The organism is Plantibacter sp. RU18, assembly GCF_050613355.1.
In the GTDB taxonomy this organism is placed as follows: Bacteria; Actinomycetota; Actinomycetes; order Actinomycetales; family Microbacteriaceae; genus Plantibacter.
In genome coordinates this window covers 4,345,726-4,360,887 of sequence record NZ_CP159618.1, presented here as the reverse complement: position 1 = coordinate 4,360,887, position 15,162 = coordinate 4,345,726, and the positions used below count along the sequence as shown (strand labels likewise).

Annotated in this window: 17 protein-coding genes; 7 read left to right on the top strand and 10 right to left on the bottom strand. The window is 67.9% G+C overall.

The genetic code is table 11. The annotated features are described in order from the left end of the window. The first annotated feature begins 127 nt into the window (after positions 1-127). Positions 128-652 (top strand): helix-turn-helix domain-containing protein, encoded by a 525-nt coding sequence (locus ABMA10_RS20705; protein WP_347869749.1) that lies wholly within the window; start codon positions 128-130, stop codon positions 650-652. A gap of 26 nt (positions 653-678) precedes the next feature. On the opposite strand, the gene ABMA10_RS20700 is transcribed toward ABMA10_RS20705, so the two are convergent. From ABMA10_RS20700 to ABMA10_RS20685, 4 genes are all read right to left on the bottom strand, one after another. Further along, positions 679-936 carry a DUF6510 family protein gene (locus tag ABMA10_RS20700; protein ID WP_347869748.1) on the bottom strand — a complete coding sequence of 86 codons (258 nt, stop codon included), beginning with the start codon at positions 934-936 and terminating at the stop codon, positions 679-681. Beyond that, positions 936-1,664, bottom strand: coding sequence for a ferredoxin reductase (locus tag ABMA10_RS20695; protein ID WP_347869747.1), 729 nt, complete (start codon positions 1,662-1,664; stop codon positions 936-938). The genes ABMA10_RS20700 and ABMA10_RS20695 overlap by 1 nt, the downstream gene beginning before the upstream one ends. After that, positions 1,661-2,254: a sulfite oxidase-like oxidoreductase gene (locus ABMA10_RS20690; RefSeq protein ID WP_347869746.1), complete on the bottom strand. Its 594-nt coding sequence runs from the start codon at positions 2,252-2,254 to the stop codon at positions 1,661-1,663. The genes ABMA10_RS20695 and ABMA10_RS20690 overlap by 4 nt, the downstream gene beginning before the upstream one ends. Positions 2,255-2,358: 104 nt before the next feature. Then, on the bottom strand, positions 2,359-3,567 hold the full coding sequence (locus tag ABMA10_RS20685; protein WP_347869745.1) for a cation:proton antiporter: 1,209 nt from the start codon (positions 3,565-3,567) through the stop codon (positions 2,359-2,361). A gap of 155 nt (positions 3,568-3,722) precedes the next feature. On the opposite strand from ABMA10_RS20685, the gene ABMA10_RS20680 reads away from it, so the two are divergent. After that, complete coding sequence (locus ABMA10_RS20680) at positions 3,723-4,778, top strand: Fic family protein (protein WP_347869744.1); 1,056 nt, start codon at positions 3,723-3,725, stop codon at positions 4,776-4,778. Positions 4,779-4,809: 31 nt separating this feature from the next. Here ABMA10_RS20680 and ABMA10_RS20675 read toward each other — a convergent pair whose 3' ends face one another. Then, positions 4,810-5,499: an HAD hydrolase-like protein gene (locus ABMA10_RS20675; protein WP_431030966.1), complete on the bottom strand. Its 690-nt coding sequence runs from the start codon at positions 5,497-5,499 to the stop codon at positions 4,810-4,812. 109 nt (positions 5,500-5,608) lie between these two features. Between ABMA10_RS20675 and ABMA10_RS20670 the strand changes: the two genes are divergently transcribed. Continuing rightward, positions 5,609-6,487, top strand: coding sequence for a sugar phosphate isomerase/epimerase family protein (locus ABMA10_RS20670; RefSeq protein WP_414693703.1), 879 nt, complete (start codon positions 5,609-5,611; stop codon positions 6,485-6,487). Then, entirely contained in the window at positions 6,484-7,545 is a 1,062-nt protein-coding gene (locus ABMA10_RS20665) for a Gfo/Idh/MocA family protein (protein WP_347869742.1), read from the top strand. Before ABMA10_RS20670 ends, ABMA10_RS20665 begins: the two co-directional genes overlap by 4 nt. Positions 7,546-7,615: 70 nt before the next feature. Here the strand turns inward: ABMA10_RS20665 and ABMA10_RS20660 are convergent, their stop codons facing one another. The 4 genes from ABMA10_RS20660 to ABMA10_RS20645 form a co-directional block, all read right to left on the bottom strand. Continuing rightward, on the bottom strand, positions 7,616-8,518 hold the full coding sequence (locus ABMA10_RS20660; RefSeq protein ID WP_347869741.1) for an arginase family protein: 903 nt from the start codon (positions 8,516-8,518) through the stop codon (positions 7,616-7,618). 63 nt (positions 8,519-8,581) lie between these two features. After that, positions 8,582-8,965 (bottom strand): RidA family protein, encoded by a 384-nt coding sequence (locus ABMA10_RS20655; RefSeq protein ID WP_347869740.1) that lies wholly within the window; start codon positions 8,963-8,965, stop codon positions 8,582-8,584. 22 nt (positions 8,966-8,987) lie between these two features. After that, the gene (locus ABMA10_RS20650; RefSeq protein ID WP_347869739.1) at positions 8,988-9,272 is read right to left on the bottom strand and encodes a GrpB family protein; all 285 of its coding nucleotides are present in this window, start codon (positions 9,270-9,272) and stop codon (positions 8,988-8,990) included. A 36-nt stretch (positions 9,273-9,308) separates the two neighbouring features. Beyond that, positions 9,309-10,349 (bottom strand): hypothetical protein, encoded by a 1,041-nt coding sequence (locus ABMA10_RS20645; protein WP_347869738.1) that lies wholly within the window; start codon positions 10,347-10,349, stop codon positions 9,309-9,311. A gap of 73 nt (positions 10,350-10,422) precedes the next feature. Between ABMA10_RS20645 and ABMA10_RS20640 the strand changes: the two genes are divergently transcribed. The 3 genes from ABMA10_RS20640 (at position 10,423) to ABMA10_RS20630 (ending at position 13,931) form a co-directional block, all read left to right on the top strand. Further along, positions 10,423-11,040, top strand: coding sequence for a hypothetical protein (locus ABMA10_RS20640; RefSeq protein ID WP_347869737.1), 618 nt, complete (start codon positions 10,423-10,425; stop codon positions 11,038-11,040). A gap of 233 nt (positions 11,041-11,273) precedes the next feature. Then, on the top strand, positions 11,274-13,352 hold the full coding sequence (locus ABMA10_RS20635; RefSeq protein WP_347869736.1) for a cytochrome c oxidase assembly protein: 2,079 nt from the start codon (positions 11,274-11,276) through the stop codon (positions 13,350-13,352). A gap of 306 nt (positions 13,353-13,658) precedes the next feature. Further along, positions 13,659-13,931 carry a hypothetical protein gene (locus ABMA10_RS20630; protein ID WP_347869735.1) on the top strand — a complete coding sequence of 91 codons (273 nt, stop codon included), beginning with the start codon at positions 13,659-13,661 and terminating at the stop codon, positions 13,929-13,931. 67 nt (positions 13,932-13,998) lie between these two features. On the opposite strand, the gene ABMA10_RS20625 is transcribed toward ABMA10_RS20630, so the two are convergent. Beyond that, complete coding sequence (locus ABMA10_RS20625) at positions 13,999-15,162, bottom strand: LacI family DNA-binding transcriptional regulator (RefSeq protein WP_347869734.1); 1,164 nt, start codon at positions 15,160-15,162, stop codon at positions 13,999-14,001.

The following is a 15,162-nucleotide window of genomic DNA, read 5'->3' as shown; positions in this document are numbered from 1 at the left end:
AGCTTTGGTGTGCGATCACCGGCCCGCGCGCACTGGCGGCCCCTGTCAGGCTGCTGGCGGCCAGTTGGCGAGTGATCGGCGTGCGAGTGGCGGTGCGTGATCCGATTCGTTCTGGAACGCTGAAGTCATGAACGAATCACGAATCGTCCAGCTCCGTCAGGACCTCGGCTGGACCCAGGATCGCCTCGCCACCGAGAGCGGCGTCGGTATCAGGACCGTCCAGCGGTTGGAGGCGGGCAACGACGCGAGCCTCGAGACGCTCTCCCTCGTGGCCGACGCGTTGCAGGTCGACGTGCGCGAGCTGTTCGTCAGGATCGACAACGATGAGCTGAGCGACCGCGTCGAGTCGATGGAGTCGCGGGCTGCTGAACAGCAGCTCGCCCGACAACGAGTGGCGAACGCGTGGCTGTGGCTGTTCATCGGCATCGGCATCGCCGTGAGCATGGTCAGCTTCGGCTCTGGTGGGCAGGTCGGCGGTGTGCTCTTCCTCGCCTACTGGGGCGGTGGCATTCCGATCTTCATCGCACTCCGACGACTCCTCCTCGACCCGCGTCTGGACGCGCGCTATCCCCTCTCCCGCAGCCGCCATCAGGTCCGAGAGCAGAAGCGCCGGGGCGCGACGGTCCCGGAATCCGCACTGCCTGTCGAGTAGCGGACGCGACTCGAGGGGGTGAACCCTCAGTCGAGTTCGGTCCACCAGCGCACGCCGTCGAGGGTGACGACGGTCGCGGTGTCGTGATGGACGACGACGAGCAGGACGTCGTCGCAGTGACGGCACCGCACCACCCACGCATCCGGATTGCCGTACACGAGCTCAGCTGCAAGCGGCGCGACGTCATGGCAACCCAAGCACTGGGACATCGTGTCCGTCGGGTCGCTGCCGGTCAGCTCCGACAAGGCCCCGGCGAGGACGTTGCCGTCGAGATGCGAAGTCATCAGGCGCCTCCGAACCGTTCCGTCTTGATGCGCGCGGGATCATGCCCGATCGCGACGAGGGTGTCGGCGACCGCCTCGACGAACCCCGTCGGCCCGCAGACGAACACGGACGGCGTCTGGCCGCCAGACGATTCGAGAGCCTGCAGATCGGTCGCCGCCAGCCGCCCAGCCGGCCGGGGCCAGTCCGACGGCGCTCGCCGCGTGTAGATCCAGGTGACATCGACGCCCGTCGCTCCTGCGAGTTCCTCCGCGAAGAACGCGTCATCGGGGGAGCGCACCGAGTAGACGAGGTGGAACGGAGCGGGGCTGCCGGCGGCTTCGTGCGCACGCACCATCGCCATGAGCGGCACGACGCCCGAGCCTCCACCGATGAGCAGTACCGGCTCGATCTCCTCCGGCCGCCAGACGAACCACCCACCGAGGGGACCGCGGATCTCCACCTGGTCGCCGACCTCGATGGCATCGACCAGGAAGGGCGAGACCTCGCCGTCGGGCAGGCGATCGACGGCGATCTCGAGGCGATCGCCGTCGTCGGCCGACGCGATCGAGTACGAGCGCACCGCCTGATAGCCGTCGGGAGCGGTGAGTCGGACGTCGGCGTGCTGTCCGGCGAGATTGCCACCCCAGCCGGGAACGTCGAGCATGAGGCTGCGCCCAGTCGCGGTCAGCCGCGTCGCCTCGACCACCGTGGCCGCCCTCCACACGTCGACATGGCCGGGCCGCTTCACGAGTACCGCTGCTCGAGCCAGGGATCGCCGTACGCGTGGTAACCGTTCTGCTCCCAGAATCCCGGCTCGTCATCCTCCTGCATCACGAGACCACGGATCCACTTCGCGCTCTTCCAGAAGTACAGGTGCGGGATGAGGAGTCGCGCCGGGCCGCCGTGTTCGGGCTCGAGCGCTTCGCCCTCGAATCCCGTGGCGATCCACGCCTTCCCGTCGAGGAGGTCGTCGAGCGGGATGTTCGTCGTGTAGCCGCCGTAGGAGTGGGCCATCACGAAGTCGTAGCTGCTCTCGACATCGGCGAACAGCGTGTCGAGCGAGACGCCCCGCCAGGTCGTGCCGAGCTTCGTCCATCGCGTCACGCAGTGGATGTCGTGCGTGATGTCCTCCGCGGGGAGCGCTTGCAGTGCCGCCCAGTCCCAGCGGTGCGTCTGGCCGGACTCGGTGCGGATCTGGAACTCCCACGCCTCGGTGTCGATCCGCGGTGTGGGACCGGCCGACAGGACCGGGAAGTCCTCGGTGAGGAACTGCCCGGGTGGGAGACGATCGTCGTGCTCGCGTGCCCGACTCCCGAAACCCCGTGTGAACACCGCCATGTCGACCTCCTCCGAATGGTGCCACTGTATTCAGTGACGGCTTGTGATGCCAGTGCGTCGTCGAGTTCTTTCCTCAGCCCGTGTCTGGACGAATGGACGGGTGCTCAGGGAGCCTCGTCGAGGACGTCGACGTCGGCAGGCAGAAGGCGTGGTGCGCGGCCGATCAGGGCGAGCGCCGGGAACAGCAGCACCGACAGCATGCCGGCGCCGACGAGAGCGGTCGCTGTGTCTGCTGGCAGGAGCTTGTGTTCGACGCCGATCGTGGTCACGGCGATGATGATCGGGAGCCCGGTCGCACCGAACAGGAGCAGGCCCCGCTTGTCTGTTCGGCTTGCGCCGGGCGGGGAGGCGAGCAGGGACGGCAGTCCCCGGACGACGAGCAGGAGGATGAGGAACAGCGGTACGAGGACGAGCGTCTCCGGCTGGCTGAGGAGTGCGTCGAGGTCGAACGTCACCCCGCTCGACACGAAGAAGATCGGAACCAGGAGACCGAACGCGACCGCGTCGAGCTTCGTCTCCACGACGTGGTGGTCCGACGGCGTCGCCCGTGCGACGAACACCCGCCACACGACACCTGCGGCGAACGCGCCCAGCAGCATGTCGAGTCCGAGGACGACGCTCAACACCACGAGCGCCGCGATGCCGAGGATCACGAGTCGGACGGCGAACTGTCCGCTCGTGTGGAGGGTGGTGCGCACCAGGCGATGCATCCGCGTGTTCTTGTGGGTGGATGCGTACCAGATGGCTGTCGCCGAAACGCCGACGAAGATGAGCAGCACGATCGTGGCGGGCAACGGTGAGCGCCCGCTGAGGAAGAGCGAGATCGCGATGAGGGGGCCGAATTCGCCGGCGGCACCGGTCGCCGTCACCGCGCGCCCGAACGGGGTCGGGAGCTCGCCCGCATCGCGAAGTGCCGGAAGGATCGTGCCGAGCGCCGTGGAGCACAGGGCGACGCCGATGAACACGCCGGAGACCAGATCGCCGCCGATGATGACGCCGAGCGCGATGCCGCCCGCGAGCGACACGACCCACCCGAGGCCGGCTCGCCTCAAGGGTCTGCCGGAGATCGTCGCGAAGTCGATTTCGTTGCCGGCCATGAAGAACAGCACGGCGAGCCCGAACTGCGCGAGTGTGTCGAGGAAGTCGCTCGGCTGCACCCAACCGAGCACCGACGGGCCGACGAGGATGCCGAGGACGATCTCGAACACGACGAGCGGCACCTTCGCGTACCGGCCGATGAGCGCGGCGAGCGGAGGGGCCGCCACAGCAACGGCCGGGACGATGAGCAGGCTCAGCAGACCGGCATCCGTCATGCGCTCAGTGTCGCAGAGCCCACCGCCGCGGTCTACACCTGTCCCGGGCGGTCCCGAGATCAGTGCTCCGACCCGACAGTTGTCGTTGTTTATTATTCGAGCGTAAGGGCTGACACTTTGCTAAGTTGTCGTTGTTGAATTTGCGAAAGGCTGCGATGATACATCCCACCACGAATCGCCCCGGGCGTGGTCGCCCGAGTCGTGAGGTCCTGTATCGAAGGTTCGCCTTTGCCATCGACGAACTGTCGAACTACGGAGGCCTCCCGAAGCGCTACGAAGCTCGGCAGCTCTGGGACGATCTGTGGCACCTCGAGGCCCATCACTCCACTGCTATCGAGGGGAACACGCTCGTTCTCCGCGAGGTCGAGCAGCTGCTGGAGCAGGGGCGGGCGGTCGGGGCCAAAGCCCTGAAGGACTACATGGAAGTGCTCGGTTACGCCGAAGCTGCTCGATGGGTGTATCAACAAGCGGTCGAACCCGCGGAGTGGCAACACGGCGGATTGGTGACGGTCACCGAGATCCGCCGGATTCACGAGATGACGATGTCGAAAGTATGGGATGTTGCGCCGCACTCGGACGCGACCGCGGCAGAATCGCCAGGGAGCTGGCGGCGCCATGAGATTCAGCAGTTCGACGGTGGGATGACGCCTCCGACGTTCCCGCTCATTCCCGCGGAGATGAGCGGGTGGGTGGAGAGCGCAAATCTGGTCCTCACCGGTGTCCGCGATGGCAGCCTCTCCATCGCGGAGGTCCCGGAGACGCTCGCAATGCTGCACCGTGACTTCGAAGCCATCCACCCGTTCATCGACGGCAACGGCCGCACCGGCAGGCTGGTGCTCAACCTCCTGCTGATCCGCCTGGGCTGGCCGCCCGCCATCATCCTGAAAGAGCAGCGGCGGAAGTACCTGCGAGCACTTGATCGGTCCGACAAGGGTGACCACGGGCCTCTCGCAGAAGTCATCAGTCGGTCGGTCGTGGACAACCTCCACCGTTTGATCCCGAACATCGCGGGGCCGGCGAAGTATGTGCCACTCGAAGCGCTTGTGGACGCAGAGTTCAGCCTCGTCGCACTGAAGCAGGCGGCCGGACGCGGGCGTCTCGAAGCGATCATCGGCAGTGATGGGCGATATCGTTCGAGCCGAGCTGCGGTCGACGAATACAAGGCGACGAAGTATTCGCGAGCAACTCAGGGCCGGGGCGGTATTCGATAGGCACGTCTATGACGTCGTGTCGTTCTTCCCGTCAGCCGATGATGAGCTTGTACAGGGCGTCGACATCGTGCACGACTGCCAGTGCTCCTTCGGCTTCGGCGGGGGAGCCGTACCCCCACTCGACGAGGATCGTGGGGACGCCGTGCGCCGCAGCGCCGTCGACGTCGTGATGCCGGTCGCCGACGAGCACCGTCCGCGAGGTGTCGACGCCGGCGAGGCGGCGCAGTGCTTCGCCGACGACGTCCGCCTTGCTGCTGCGGACCTCGTCCTCGGACGCACCGGTGATGACGGTGAAGTACTGGCTCAGGCCGAAGTGGTCGAGGATCGTGTTCGCCTGCGACTCCGGCTTCGACGTCGCGAGACCCAGGGGGATGCCGGCTGCGGAGATGCGCGCGAGGAGTCCGGCGAGACCGGGGAACACGGCGGTGCCGACCTCGGCGCCTTCGATGGCGACCTGGTGTCGGTACTCCGTGAGTGCGAGCTGCGCCTGCAACGGGTCCATGCCGGCGAAGTCGCGGAAGGAGTCGAGCAGTGGTGGACCGACCCACTGCAGGAGTGACTCGTCCGACGGGATGACGGAGCCCACGTTGGCCAGCGTCCGCTTCATGCGGGAGATGATGCCGGGCGCCGAGTCGACGATCGTGCCGTCGAGGTCGAACAGGACGCAGGACCAGGTGCGCTTGAAGGCGACGGTCGTGCTCGCGAGATAGAGATCGGTCACACGCCCCATCCTATGGTCCGACCATGAACTGCCCGGAAGCATGGGTTGTCAACCGGTTGCCAAAGTCTTAGGGTTGAAGCGCCGGCAGTACTGCTGCGGGTTCCCGATGATGAGAACGAACGCGGAGGCGGAAGCGCACGTGAATGCACAAGAACCGGTGACCTGGACCCTGTCTGGCTTCGGCGACGAGATCGACCCCGACCCCACGACGCAGATCGCCGTGCTCGGCGCCCTGGGTGCGTCGCACATCGAAGTCCGGAGCGCGTGGGGCACCAACATCATCGACCTCGACGACGTGCAACTCCCGCGTCTCGCCGCCCAGCTCGAGCGTGCCGGCGTCGGTGTCTCCGCGATCGGCTCGCCTATCGGCAAGGTCGACGTCGCTCTCGACGCCGAGCTCGAAGTCGCACGACTCGACCGCGCCATCGCCGCAGCCCACGCGCTCGGCACCACGAACATCCGCATCTTCTCCTTCTTCCGCGGGGAGGGAGTCAGCGTCGAGAGCACTCGGGACGACGTGCTCCTCCGGATGCGCCTGCTCGCCGACCTCGCCGAGCGGGAAGGCGTCGTCCTCCTCCACGAGAATGAGAAGGACATCTACGGCGACACCCCGGAGCGAATCCTCGACCTCGTCGAGTCGGTCGGATCGCCCGCCCTCCGCCTCGCCTGGGACAACGCGAACTTCGTGCAGGTCGGTGTGAAGCCCTTCGACGACGCCTATGCGATGCTGCGCCCCTACGTCGACTACCTGCAGGTGAAGGATGCCGTCTCGGCGACCGGGCAGGTCGTCCCGTCTGGCGAAGGAGACGGCCAGCTCCGGGAGACCCTGACAGCGCTCCGCGACGACGGGTACACGGGCTTCGCGTCGCTCGAGCCGCACCTCGCGGACACCCATGCGCTCGGCGGCTTCTCCGGTCCTGCCGCGTTCGGCGTTGCGGCGAGGGCGTTCCGCGGCCTGACCGATGAGCTCGGGATCGAACTCCGATGAGCGACGAGCGTCCCGCCACGTCCGAGACCACCGTCCGTCGCGTCGCCGTCATCGGTTGCGGCGACATCTCCGCCCTGCACCTCTCGGCGATCGCCACGGTCCCGGATGCGCGACTCGTCGCGGTCTGCGACATCGATGATGGTCGGCTTGCGGCGACGAGTGGGGCCGCCGGCGTGCCCGGTTTTGCGGACCTCGACCGGCTGCTCGACGAGATCCGTCCGGACGTCGTGCACATTTGCACCCCGCATCATCTCCACGCCGACCAGGCGATCCGTGCTCTCGACCGCGGGATCAGCGTGATCCTCGAGAAGCCGCTCGCGCACTCGCGCGAGGAGGCGGACCGTCTCATCGCAGCAGCAGCGCGGAGCGACGCGAAGATCGCCGTGTGCTTCCAGAACCGCTACAACCGGCCGGTCGAGCGCGCGAAGGAACTGCTCGACTCCGGAGAGCTCGGGGCCGTGCTCGGCGCGTCGGCGGTCGTGCCCTGGCACCGCACCGCGGCCTACTATGAGGACCGCCCGTGGCGTGGCCGTTGGGAGACGGGCGGCGGTGGGTTGCTCATGAACCAGGCCATCCACACGATCGACCTCGTGCAATGGCTCGTCGGTGAAGCCCTCGAGACCTCGGGCTCGATCTCGACGAGGGCGCTCGCGGACGTCATCGAGGTGGAGGACACCGCGGAGCTGCGCATCGTCCACGCCGGGGGTGCGACGAGCACGGTCTACGCGACGGTCGCTGGGGTCGCGAACCTCCCGATCACGGTCGACATCGTGTGCGAAGCGGGCACGTTGAGCCTGGCCGGTGACCTCACGACCCGGCATGCCGATGGGCGCGTCGAGGTCACGACGGAGCGGACGACGGCGAGCGGCGAACGCGCCTACTGGGGCGTCTCGCACGAGCTTCTGATCCGGGACTTCTACGCGGGTCTGGACGAGCCGGGCGGGTTCTGGATCGACCCGACCGAGGCGCGGAAGGCCTTCGAGATCATCCAGGACGTCTACGACGAGTCCGCGCCCGAGCGCCGGGTAGCGGCGTCGGCGGGAGCCACGACGGGCTGAGTCGGGCGCCGGCCTGGTCTTGGCGCCGGGCCGGGACTCTCGGTGCCGATGTCCTTCCTCAGCGGTCTCCTCAAGGGCTTCTCTCGGACCCCAGTCGAGCCAATCCGGTGGCGACGATGTCGCTGACCAGTGCGGCATACCGGCCGTCGGGATCGAGATCCGGGTCGAAGACGGTGATGGACGCGCCGATTGCGCCGGGAGCGAGTTCGGCGAGGAGTGCCGTCAGGGCGTCAGCCGAGAATCCGCCCGGGTCGGGGCTGTCGACGGCCGGCATCACCGATGGATCGAGGACGTCGACGTCGACCTGCAGCCAATAGCCGGAGCCGGCCACCCGCCGAGCCGCAGCAGCTGTCGTGGACGTCGGCTGCTCCATGGCTTCGCGCGCGGCGATGACGGCGCCGAGCGTTCGACGCGTCTCGACGGCTTCCGTGTCGTCTTCCCGGTGCCCGATGTGCGCGACATGAGCCGGCACGAAGTACGGTCCGGCTCCGTCGATGTCGGCTATCGCCGGCCAGTGCAGTCCGACCGCCGCAGCGAGGTCTTCCCCTGCGACGCTGGCACAGTCGTCGCTGTTGCCCGGGTGGCGGAAGTCGGTGTGTCCGTCGACGTGCACGAGGCCCGCTCCACCGCGTCGGGACAGTGCGACGCCGATGCCGATCAGGATGCTGCAGTCGCCGCCGATCACCAGCGGTGTCTGTCCGATGTCGAGCAGGCCGGAGAGGCGATCCGCGAGCAGGCGAGCGTGGGAGATCAACGCGACCTCGTTGCGGACGTGACCAGACGGACGAGTGGCGTCGTCATCGACATACCGATCGCAGCGTACGACGCCCGCATCGACCGCCCCGGCGGTGGTCATCCGACGGAACAGTCCGGCTGCTCGGAGCGCCTCCGGGGCGTTCACGGTCCCGGGAACGCTGCCCGGCCGAGGCGGGCGGAGGCCGAGATTGCTCGGGGCGGCGAGGAGTGCGATCACCGTCTCAGACTAGGCAGCCCTGCAGACATCCGCGTGGAGACGACCGTCGAGCGTCGGACCTGGTCAGTCGTCGACGTGCGCCATCATCGTGATCGACACCAGGATGCCGTTCAGCTCCGGCCCGAGCCGGGCGACGGCGCGGGCGGGAAGCTCTCCACCGAAGAAGTCCGCGTAGGCCTCGTTCATCCCCGCGAAGTCATCGGGTCGTGCGAGCAGCACCGTGACCATCGTCACGTCGGCCATCGAGCTGCCGCCGGCGTGCAGCACGGCCTCGCAGTTGCGCAGCGCTTGCCGGGTCTGCTCGTGGATCGACGGCCCGGCTGGCTCGCCGGTCGCCGGGTCGATCCCGACCATTCCCGACACGCAGACCACGGAACCCGCTCGTACGCCCTGGCTGTAGAGCGGGGAACTCGGCGCATGCTCGGTGCTGATGATTCGCCTGGTCATGGACCGCAGCCTAGACCTGGAGTCACCACCAGCGAAGGGGCATCTGCCCTGGTCTGATCGATTCGGCGACGGAGCGGGCGCCCCACGGAATTCGACCTGACCGGTATCTCGGGAGGGGGCTTGGATCGGCTGAGGCCGTCGTCCGTGCCGCCAGATCGATGATCGGTTTCGCGATCAGGCCTGGAATCGCGGTGCTGCCGATGTGCTCCACGGCATCGACCTCGTCGGCAAGGACCTCGCCGATGGAAGCCGCTTCAACGCGGAACGCCTCGGACCACTCCGGCTGGTGCAGCTGTAGGTCGACCATCTGCAGCGATGCTACCCGCGCGCGAGCGTGCGTCGCTCAATCGGACGAGGCGGTCGATGGACGCGGCGTGCCTTCAGGTCCATCGGGATCGTCCCGTTCGCTCGTGAGCGCGCGGATCTGTCGAGTGAGCCGCCCAGCACTCTTGGGGCTGAGCATCTGCATCGGTGCGTGGTAGATCGCCTGCGCGTCATCGGTGGTGCACCCGAGGATGTTCGCGATGCGAGCGATCGCATCCTGGTCGGAGGCTGCTTCCACGACGGCTCGAGCAATGTCCACCAGGGAGTCGCTGGCGGTGAGCTGGGCCTGCAGCCCTGCAATGCGGCGATCGAGCCATCGGCGCTGAGCTGCCGCGTCCGGTCGCGTCCGTTGCAGCCGGGCCGCGTGGCGGGCGATCAGTTCAGCAGTGAGCTCGACCCGCAGCGGTTCCGCTGTCCGCAACCCGAGCTCCACGATCACCACGTGCAGGTCGTACCACCCCGGGGTGGTGTGAGTCGATACGGCGTGGCCGTCGAGGTGCACCGGGATGCGGGCGTACTCGTCCGGGCCGAGCGGAACGGCGGGCGGTCGACGCGAACTCATCCAACTGACGCCGAAGTCGGACACGCCCGGTTCAGTGAGGACGCCGAGGGCGTCGAACGAGTCCTCGTTCGGCATCCACATCGTGTCGGAAGTGTTCACGATGTCGACCACGAGGTCGTCGAGATCGCCGACTCCAGCGATGTCGTCAGTGAAACCGGGCCATCTCAGTTCCAAGCCCTTCCGGCGTTCGGCCGCGCTCGGACGGAGCTTGGCCGGTTCGGGATGCACACTCACCAGGCTGCTCCGCTCTTCGGACCGGCGGAGCGCGACGCGCCATGTCTTCTGGTCTTCGCTGACAGGGGCCCCGAGGATGAATGTGTCGTCGACCTGCCTCCGCAGAACCCTCCAGCCGTTGTCGGGCGCCCCCTCACTCGACGCGAGGTCGAGTTCGAACCCGAGTGCTTCGATGAGCGCCGTGAGCGTCGTTCCGGGTTCGGAGAGCGACTCGCGATCGATGTCGGCACGGCCGATCTGCGGGCGATCATCCATCGAGTCCATGACCCGATCGTCTCACGCGGGCGGCATGCCGCCTCCGCTCGGTGGTCGACGGCGCGTCTGCGACAATGAGGGCATGTCGTCCGCCCGCTCGACCAGCACCGTCCGCGGTCTGGTCGCTGCGACCTTCTCGACCTTCGTCGCCCTGCTGTCGCACGTGGCCGGAGGCGGAACGATGCCCGGAGCACTCGGCGTCATCGTGCCGCCCGTGTTGTCGACGCTCGTCTGCGTGCTGCTCGCGGGTCGCCGCCTCTCACTCGTGCGGCTGACACTCTCCGTCGCTGTGAGCCAGGTGCTGTTCCACACGCTGTTCGTGCTCGGAGCAGCTCAGCGCATGACCTCGGTGTCGGGCCCGAGCGGACATCTGGCTCACGGAACGCCGATCTCCCTCGACGCGTCGTCGATGCCGATGGTGCATGACGGACCGGCGGGCGCCTCGATGTGGGTCGCCCACGTCGCGGCCGGTCTGGTGACGATCGCGGCGCTGCATCGCGCAGAGGTCCTGCTGTCGACGGGCGCGGCCGTGAAGGAGTTCGTCCTCGCGCATCTGGTTCCAGCGGCGCTCGCAGCGTTGGCGTCGCCCGTCCGTCCGGCTCGCATCACACCGCTGAGCGACGTCCGGTCGCCCAGCCCGCTCGGTGTGTATCCCGAGACGATCGCGCTCCGCGGCCCTCCGACGCTCTCCGCCCTCTGATCCCGGCACGACCTCCATGAGCTCCCTGCTCCGCTGACGGTCCATGCCGCGTGCGCGTCGGCTGCACCGACGACGACCGGTGAACGGTCGTCCGGTGGCGACACCCACGCGGAGTGCCATCATCTCCGCCACTCGGCTCCGCAACACCCATCGGGTGCTGCCGCGGAGACGCCGAGTGCGCTGTTCTGCAGGGCTCGAGCATGCTCGGCCGCTGCTGGAAGGAGCCATGTCCCGTGGCCGAACGAACCACCCCGTCGACGAGTGCGCACCAGAGCGCCGTCGTCGACCAGCCGAGCCCATCGCCCATCCTGATCCCGTGGCGCGCGCCGGAGGTCGTCATGCTGGCCTCAGTGCCGCTGGCTGTCGTCGTCGCGCTCTTCGCGCTGAACTTCACCGGCGCGTTCGCGACCGGCACACTGCTCTCGGACCCGGGCGTGATCGTCACCCGCGGTCTGCCGATCGCGCGCGTCATCCATGACGCAGCGGCCTCGGTGACGATCGGCCTGCTGATCGCCGCGACATTCCTGCTCCCGGGACAGCGGATCGTCCCCGGCGTGGTCTCGTTCTCGCAATCGAAGGCGATCCGGTGGGCGGCATGGTCGGCAGCAGTGTGGCTCGCGGCCGGCATCGCGGTCCTGGTGTTCACCGCCGCGAACTCCATCGGGGTCCCCGTGTCCTCTCCGACCTTCGCGAACACGTTCCTCTTCTACGCGACCGAGTTGGAGCTCGGACAGACGCTCGTGTTCTCGCTCGTCTGCGTGCTCACGGTGTTCTGCATCGTGCTGGTCGCCCGCCGCCTCGTGTGGATCGCCGCCGCAACCGCGATCGCCGTGTTCGCCCTCCTCCCGCTGTCGCTCTCGGGACACGCGGCCGGATCGGACGAGCACGGCAATGCCGTGAACTCGCTGGCCATCCACCTCATCGGGGTCACCGCTTGGGTCGGCGGCCTCGTCGCCGTGATCCTCCTGCGCCGCAGAGTCGGCGCCGAGATCGGCGCAGTCGTCGCGCGCTACTCCGTCCTCGCCGGGTGGGCGTTCGGCGCTGTCGCGTTCTCCGGCGTCGTCAACGCGTCGCTCCGACTCGCGGGGCCTGCGGACCTCCTCACCTCCTACGGCCTGCTCCTCATCGCGAAGACCATCGCGCTGCTGCTGCTCGGGCTCGCCGGGGTCTGGCATCGGGTGCGACTCATCCCGCGATTGCAGCAGGAGCCGGGACGTCGAGGCGCATTCGCACGTCTCGCTGTGGGCGAGGTCGTCGTGATGGCGATCACCATGGGCGTCTCCGTGGCACTCTCCCGGAGCCAGCCACCGGTGTCGCAGGAGCCGGTCGCCGACGACGTGCGGCGACGTCTGCTGGGGTTCGCGTATCCGCCGGAGGTGACACCGCTCCGGATGTTCACCGAGTGGCACATCGATTGGATGTGGGTCGGCATCGCCGTCGTCGGCGCGGCGTGGTACCTGTGGTCGTTCATGCGACTGCGCAGGCGGGGCGATGCGTGGCCAGTCGGTCGACTCGTGGCCTGGCTCGCAGGCTGCACCGCACTGCTGTACGCCACCAGCGGCGGGCTCGCCGTGTACGGGCAGATCCACTTCAGCACGCACATGCTGCAGCACATGGCCCTCATGATGATCGTGCCGCCGCTGCTCGTCCTCGGCGGGCCGATCCTCCTCGCGCTGCGAACCCTGCCGACCCGCACCGATGGAAGCCGCGGTCTGCGCGAGTGGATCCTCGCCGTCGTGCACTCCCGGTATCTGCGGCTGCTGTCGAAACCGCCCGTGGCCGGTGTCCTCTTCGCGGGGAGTCTCGTGGTCTTCTACTACACGGGCTGGTTCGAGTGGGCGATGATCGCACACCAGGGTCACATCCTCATGACCGTGCACTTCCTCGCCACCGGCTACCTGTTCTTCTGGGTCCTCATCGGCATCGATCCCGGGCCGAACCGCGCCGGGTTCCCGTTCCGGATCATCCTGCTGTTGGCGACGCTCGCGTTCCACGCGTTCTTCGGTCTCGCCATCATGTCGAGCGCGACGGTGCTCGCAGAGGGATGGTGGACCGCGCTCGGCTACACCGACACGGCGGCGCTCCTCGCCGATCAGGCCGTCGGTGGTGGCATCGCCTGGAGCGTCGGTGAGATCCCCGCCGTGCTCGTCGCGCTCATCGTGGTCTCGCAGTGGGTGCGCAGTGACGAACGCGCGGCGAAGCGGTACGACCGCCGCGCCGCTCGCGACGGGGACGCCGAACTCACCGAGTACAACGCCCGTCTCGCGCGCATCAACGACCACGACCAGGCTCCTCGGAAGGACCGCCCGTGACCACTCCGGTCCGGCCGGAACACGTCGCCGATGATCGCCCGTTCGGCGCCGCCACGCCCGCTCGCGCTGCCAGCGTGCCGCCCGACCCTTCTCCACAGGGTGCTTCGGATCAGGGCGCGTCGACGAATCTCGTTCGAGACGATATAGCCGATGCTGGCGCTGGTTGTATCGGCACCATGAGGACAATCGGTGACAGTTCGAACGCGCACGAGCGCGGCTGCTTCAAGCCCACCCTTTCATTCCAATTCAAGAGTGCGCTTGAAGTGGTATCGGGACAAAACGATGCCCCGACGGAAGGAAGTGAGCATGATGAGCAAGCCACGGTTCCTCAATGCACGTGCCTACCGCGACGTCGGAAAGTGGTGGACGATCGAGATCCCTGCACTCACATCGGCCGGCACTGACGGCACCACCGTCACCGCAATCGGCGGGGCGGTGTCCGCGCGAGGGATCGCGGTCGCTGCGCGCGATCTGGCCGCCGTGTTCCTGGGTGTGGCGCCTGAGTCGGTCGATGTCCGAGTGACGATCGGCATCAGCGCGGCGCGGGTCGCGCAGCTCGCCACGAAGGAGGCGGCCTGAGAGTACGGCTCGTCCACGGTGTCGCGAGCATTCTGATCGCTGGCCGACGTGCTTCGTCAGCGGGCTCTCAGGCGCCGGCGTAGGGTGGGGCGGTCGACTCGCGCATGATGAGGGTGGTTGCGAGGTCGGCGATGGTCGGCATGTCCGTGCCGCCGAGCTTGGCGAACAGCGTCTGCACCGCGTACGAACCGGAGGCGAGGTGCGGGCTGCGGATCGAGGTGAGTGCCGGGGTCGTGAAGTCCGAGCCGAAGATGTCGTCGAAGCCGACGATGCTGAGCCGTTCCGGTACGTCGATGCCGCGCTGACGCAGCTCCAACATGATGCCGATCGCCAACAGGTCGTTGTAGGCGAGGACGACGGTCGCGCCAGTGTCGAGCACCGCGGTCGCGGCTTCACGGCCAGCCGCCATGTCCGGACGTGAAGACGGCACCCGGACGGTATCGATACCCCGCTCGACGCAGAGGGCGCGAATGCGGTCCCACCGATGGCGTGACATCCATGACCGTGCCGGCCCGGAGACGAACGCGAGCCGCCGGTGCCCGAGCTCGGCGAGGTGGTCGAGTGCCTCGGTGAGGCCGGGGTCGATGTCGGCGACGATGCTCTCCACGTCGTCCACCTGACGGTTGATCACGACGACTGGCTTCTCGTCGCCGAGCATCCGGACATCGTCCGGCAACAGACGGGACGTGGCGAGGATGAGGCCGTCGACGGACGGCATCAGGCGCCGTGCCGTCACCAGCTCCATCTCGGCCGACTCGTGGAACTCGGCCAGCACGAGCGTGTAGTTGCGTTCGGCCGCCTCGCGTTCCGCACCGCGGACCACGTCGAAGAACATCGGGTTCGTGATGTCGGCGACGATGAGACCCAGCGTGCCCGTGCGGCCCGTGGGCAGCGCCCGGGCAGCGGGGTTCGCCACGTAGTTGAGCTGCTTCGCCGCATCGTGGATCTTCTGCGCGGTCTTCTCATTGATGCGCCCGGGCCGGCTCAGCGCCCGTGACACCGTGGACGGGTTGACCCCGGCCAACTGCGCGATGTCATAGATGGTGGCAGCGCGGTTGGTGGCAGCGCGGTTGGTAGCGGCGCGGTTGGTGGCGGCTCGGTTGCCGCCGCCACGCTTCACCGTGGTCGCGCCGGTGAGGTCGTCAGACTGGCCGGCTGCGTCGTCGGCGGCCGTCGCGGTGGTCTCGTCGTCGGCCTGGTCGACTGCAGGCGTTGCTTCAGAGGCGCTCAT

Bases quoted from the DNA above. Each gene is read 5' to 3' on its own strand.
- ABMA10_RS20640 (WP_347869737.1), top strand. From the start codon at position 10,423: ATGTCGTCCGCCCGCTCGACCAGCACCGTCCGCGGTCTGGTCGCTGCG.
- ABMA10_RS20645 (WP_347869738.1), bottom strand. From the start codon at position 10,349: ATGGACTCGATGGATGATCGCCCGCAGATCGGCCGTGCCGACATCGAT.
- ABMA10_RS20700 (WP_347869748.1), bottom strand. From the start codon at position 936: ATGACTTCGCATCTCGACGGCAACGTCCTCGCCGGGGCCTTGTCGGAG.
- ABMA10_RS20685 (WP_347869745.1), bottom strand. From the start codon at position 3,567: ATGACGGATGCCGGTCTGCTGAGCCTGCTCATCGTCCCGGCCGTTGCT.
- ABMA10_RS20650 (WP_347869739.1), bottom strand. From the start codon at position 9,272: ATGGTCGACCTACAGCTGCACCAGCCGGAGTGGTCCGAGGCGTTCCGC.
- ABMA10_RS20630 (WP_347869735.1), top strand. From the start codon at position 13,659: ATGATGAGCAAGCCACGGTTCCTCAATGCACGTGCCTACCGCGACGTC.
- ABMA10_RS20625 (WP_347869734.1), bottom strand. From the start codon at position 15,162: ATGAGCGCCTCTGAAGCAACGCCTGCAGTCGACCAGGCCGACGACGAG.
- ABMA10_RS20665 (WP_347869742.1), top strand. From the start codon at position 6,484: ATGAGCGACGAGCGTCCCGCCACGTCCGAGACCACCGTCCGTCGCGTC.
- ABMA10_RS20690 (WP_347869746.1), bottom strand. From the start codon at position 2,254: ATGGCGGTGTTCACACGGGGTTTCGGGAGTCGGGCACGCGAGCACGAC.
- ABMA10_RS20655 (WP_347869740.1), bottom strand. From the start codon at position 8,965: ATGACCAGGCGAATCATCAGCACCGAGCATGCGCCGAGTTCCCCGCTC.
- ABMA10_RS20705 (WP_347869749.1), top strand. From the start codon at position 128: ATGAACGAATCACGAATCGTCCAGCTCCGTCAGGACCTCGGCTGGACC.
- ABMA10_RS20670 (WP_414693703.1), top strand. From the start codon at position 5,609: ATGAGAACGAACGCGGAGGCGGAAGCGCACGTGAATGCACAAGAACCG.
- ABMA10_RS20680 (WP_347869744.1), top strand. From the start codon at position 3,723: ATGATACATCCCACCACGAATCGCCCCGGGCGTGGTCGCCCGAGTCGT.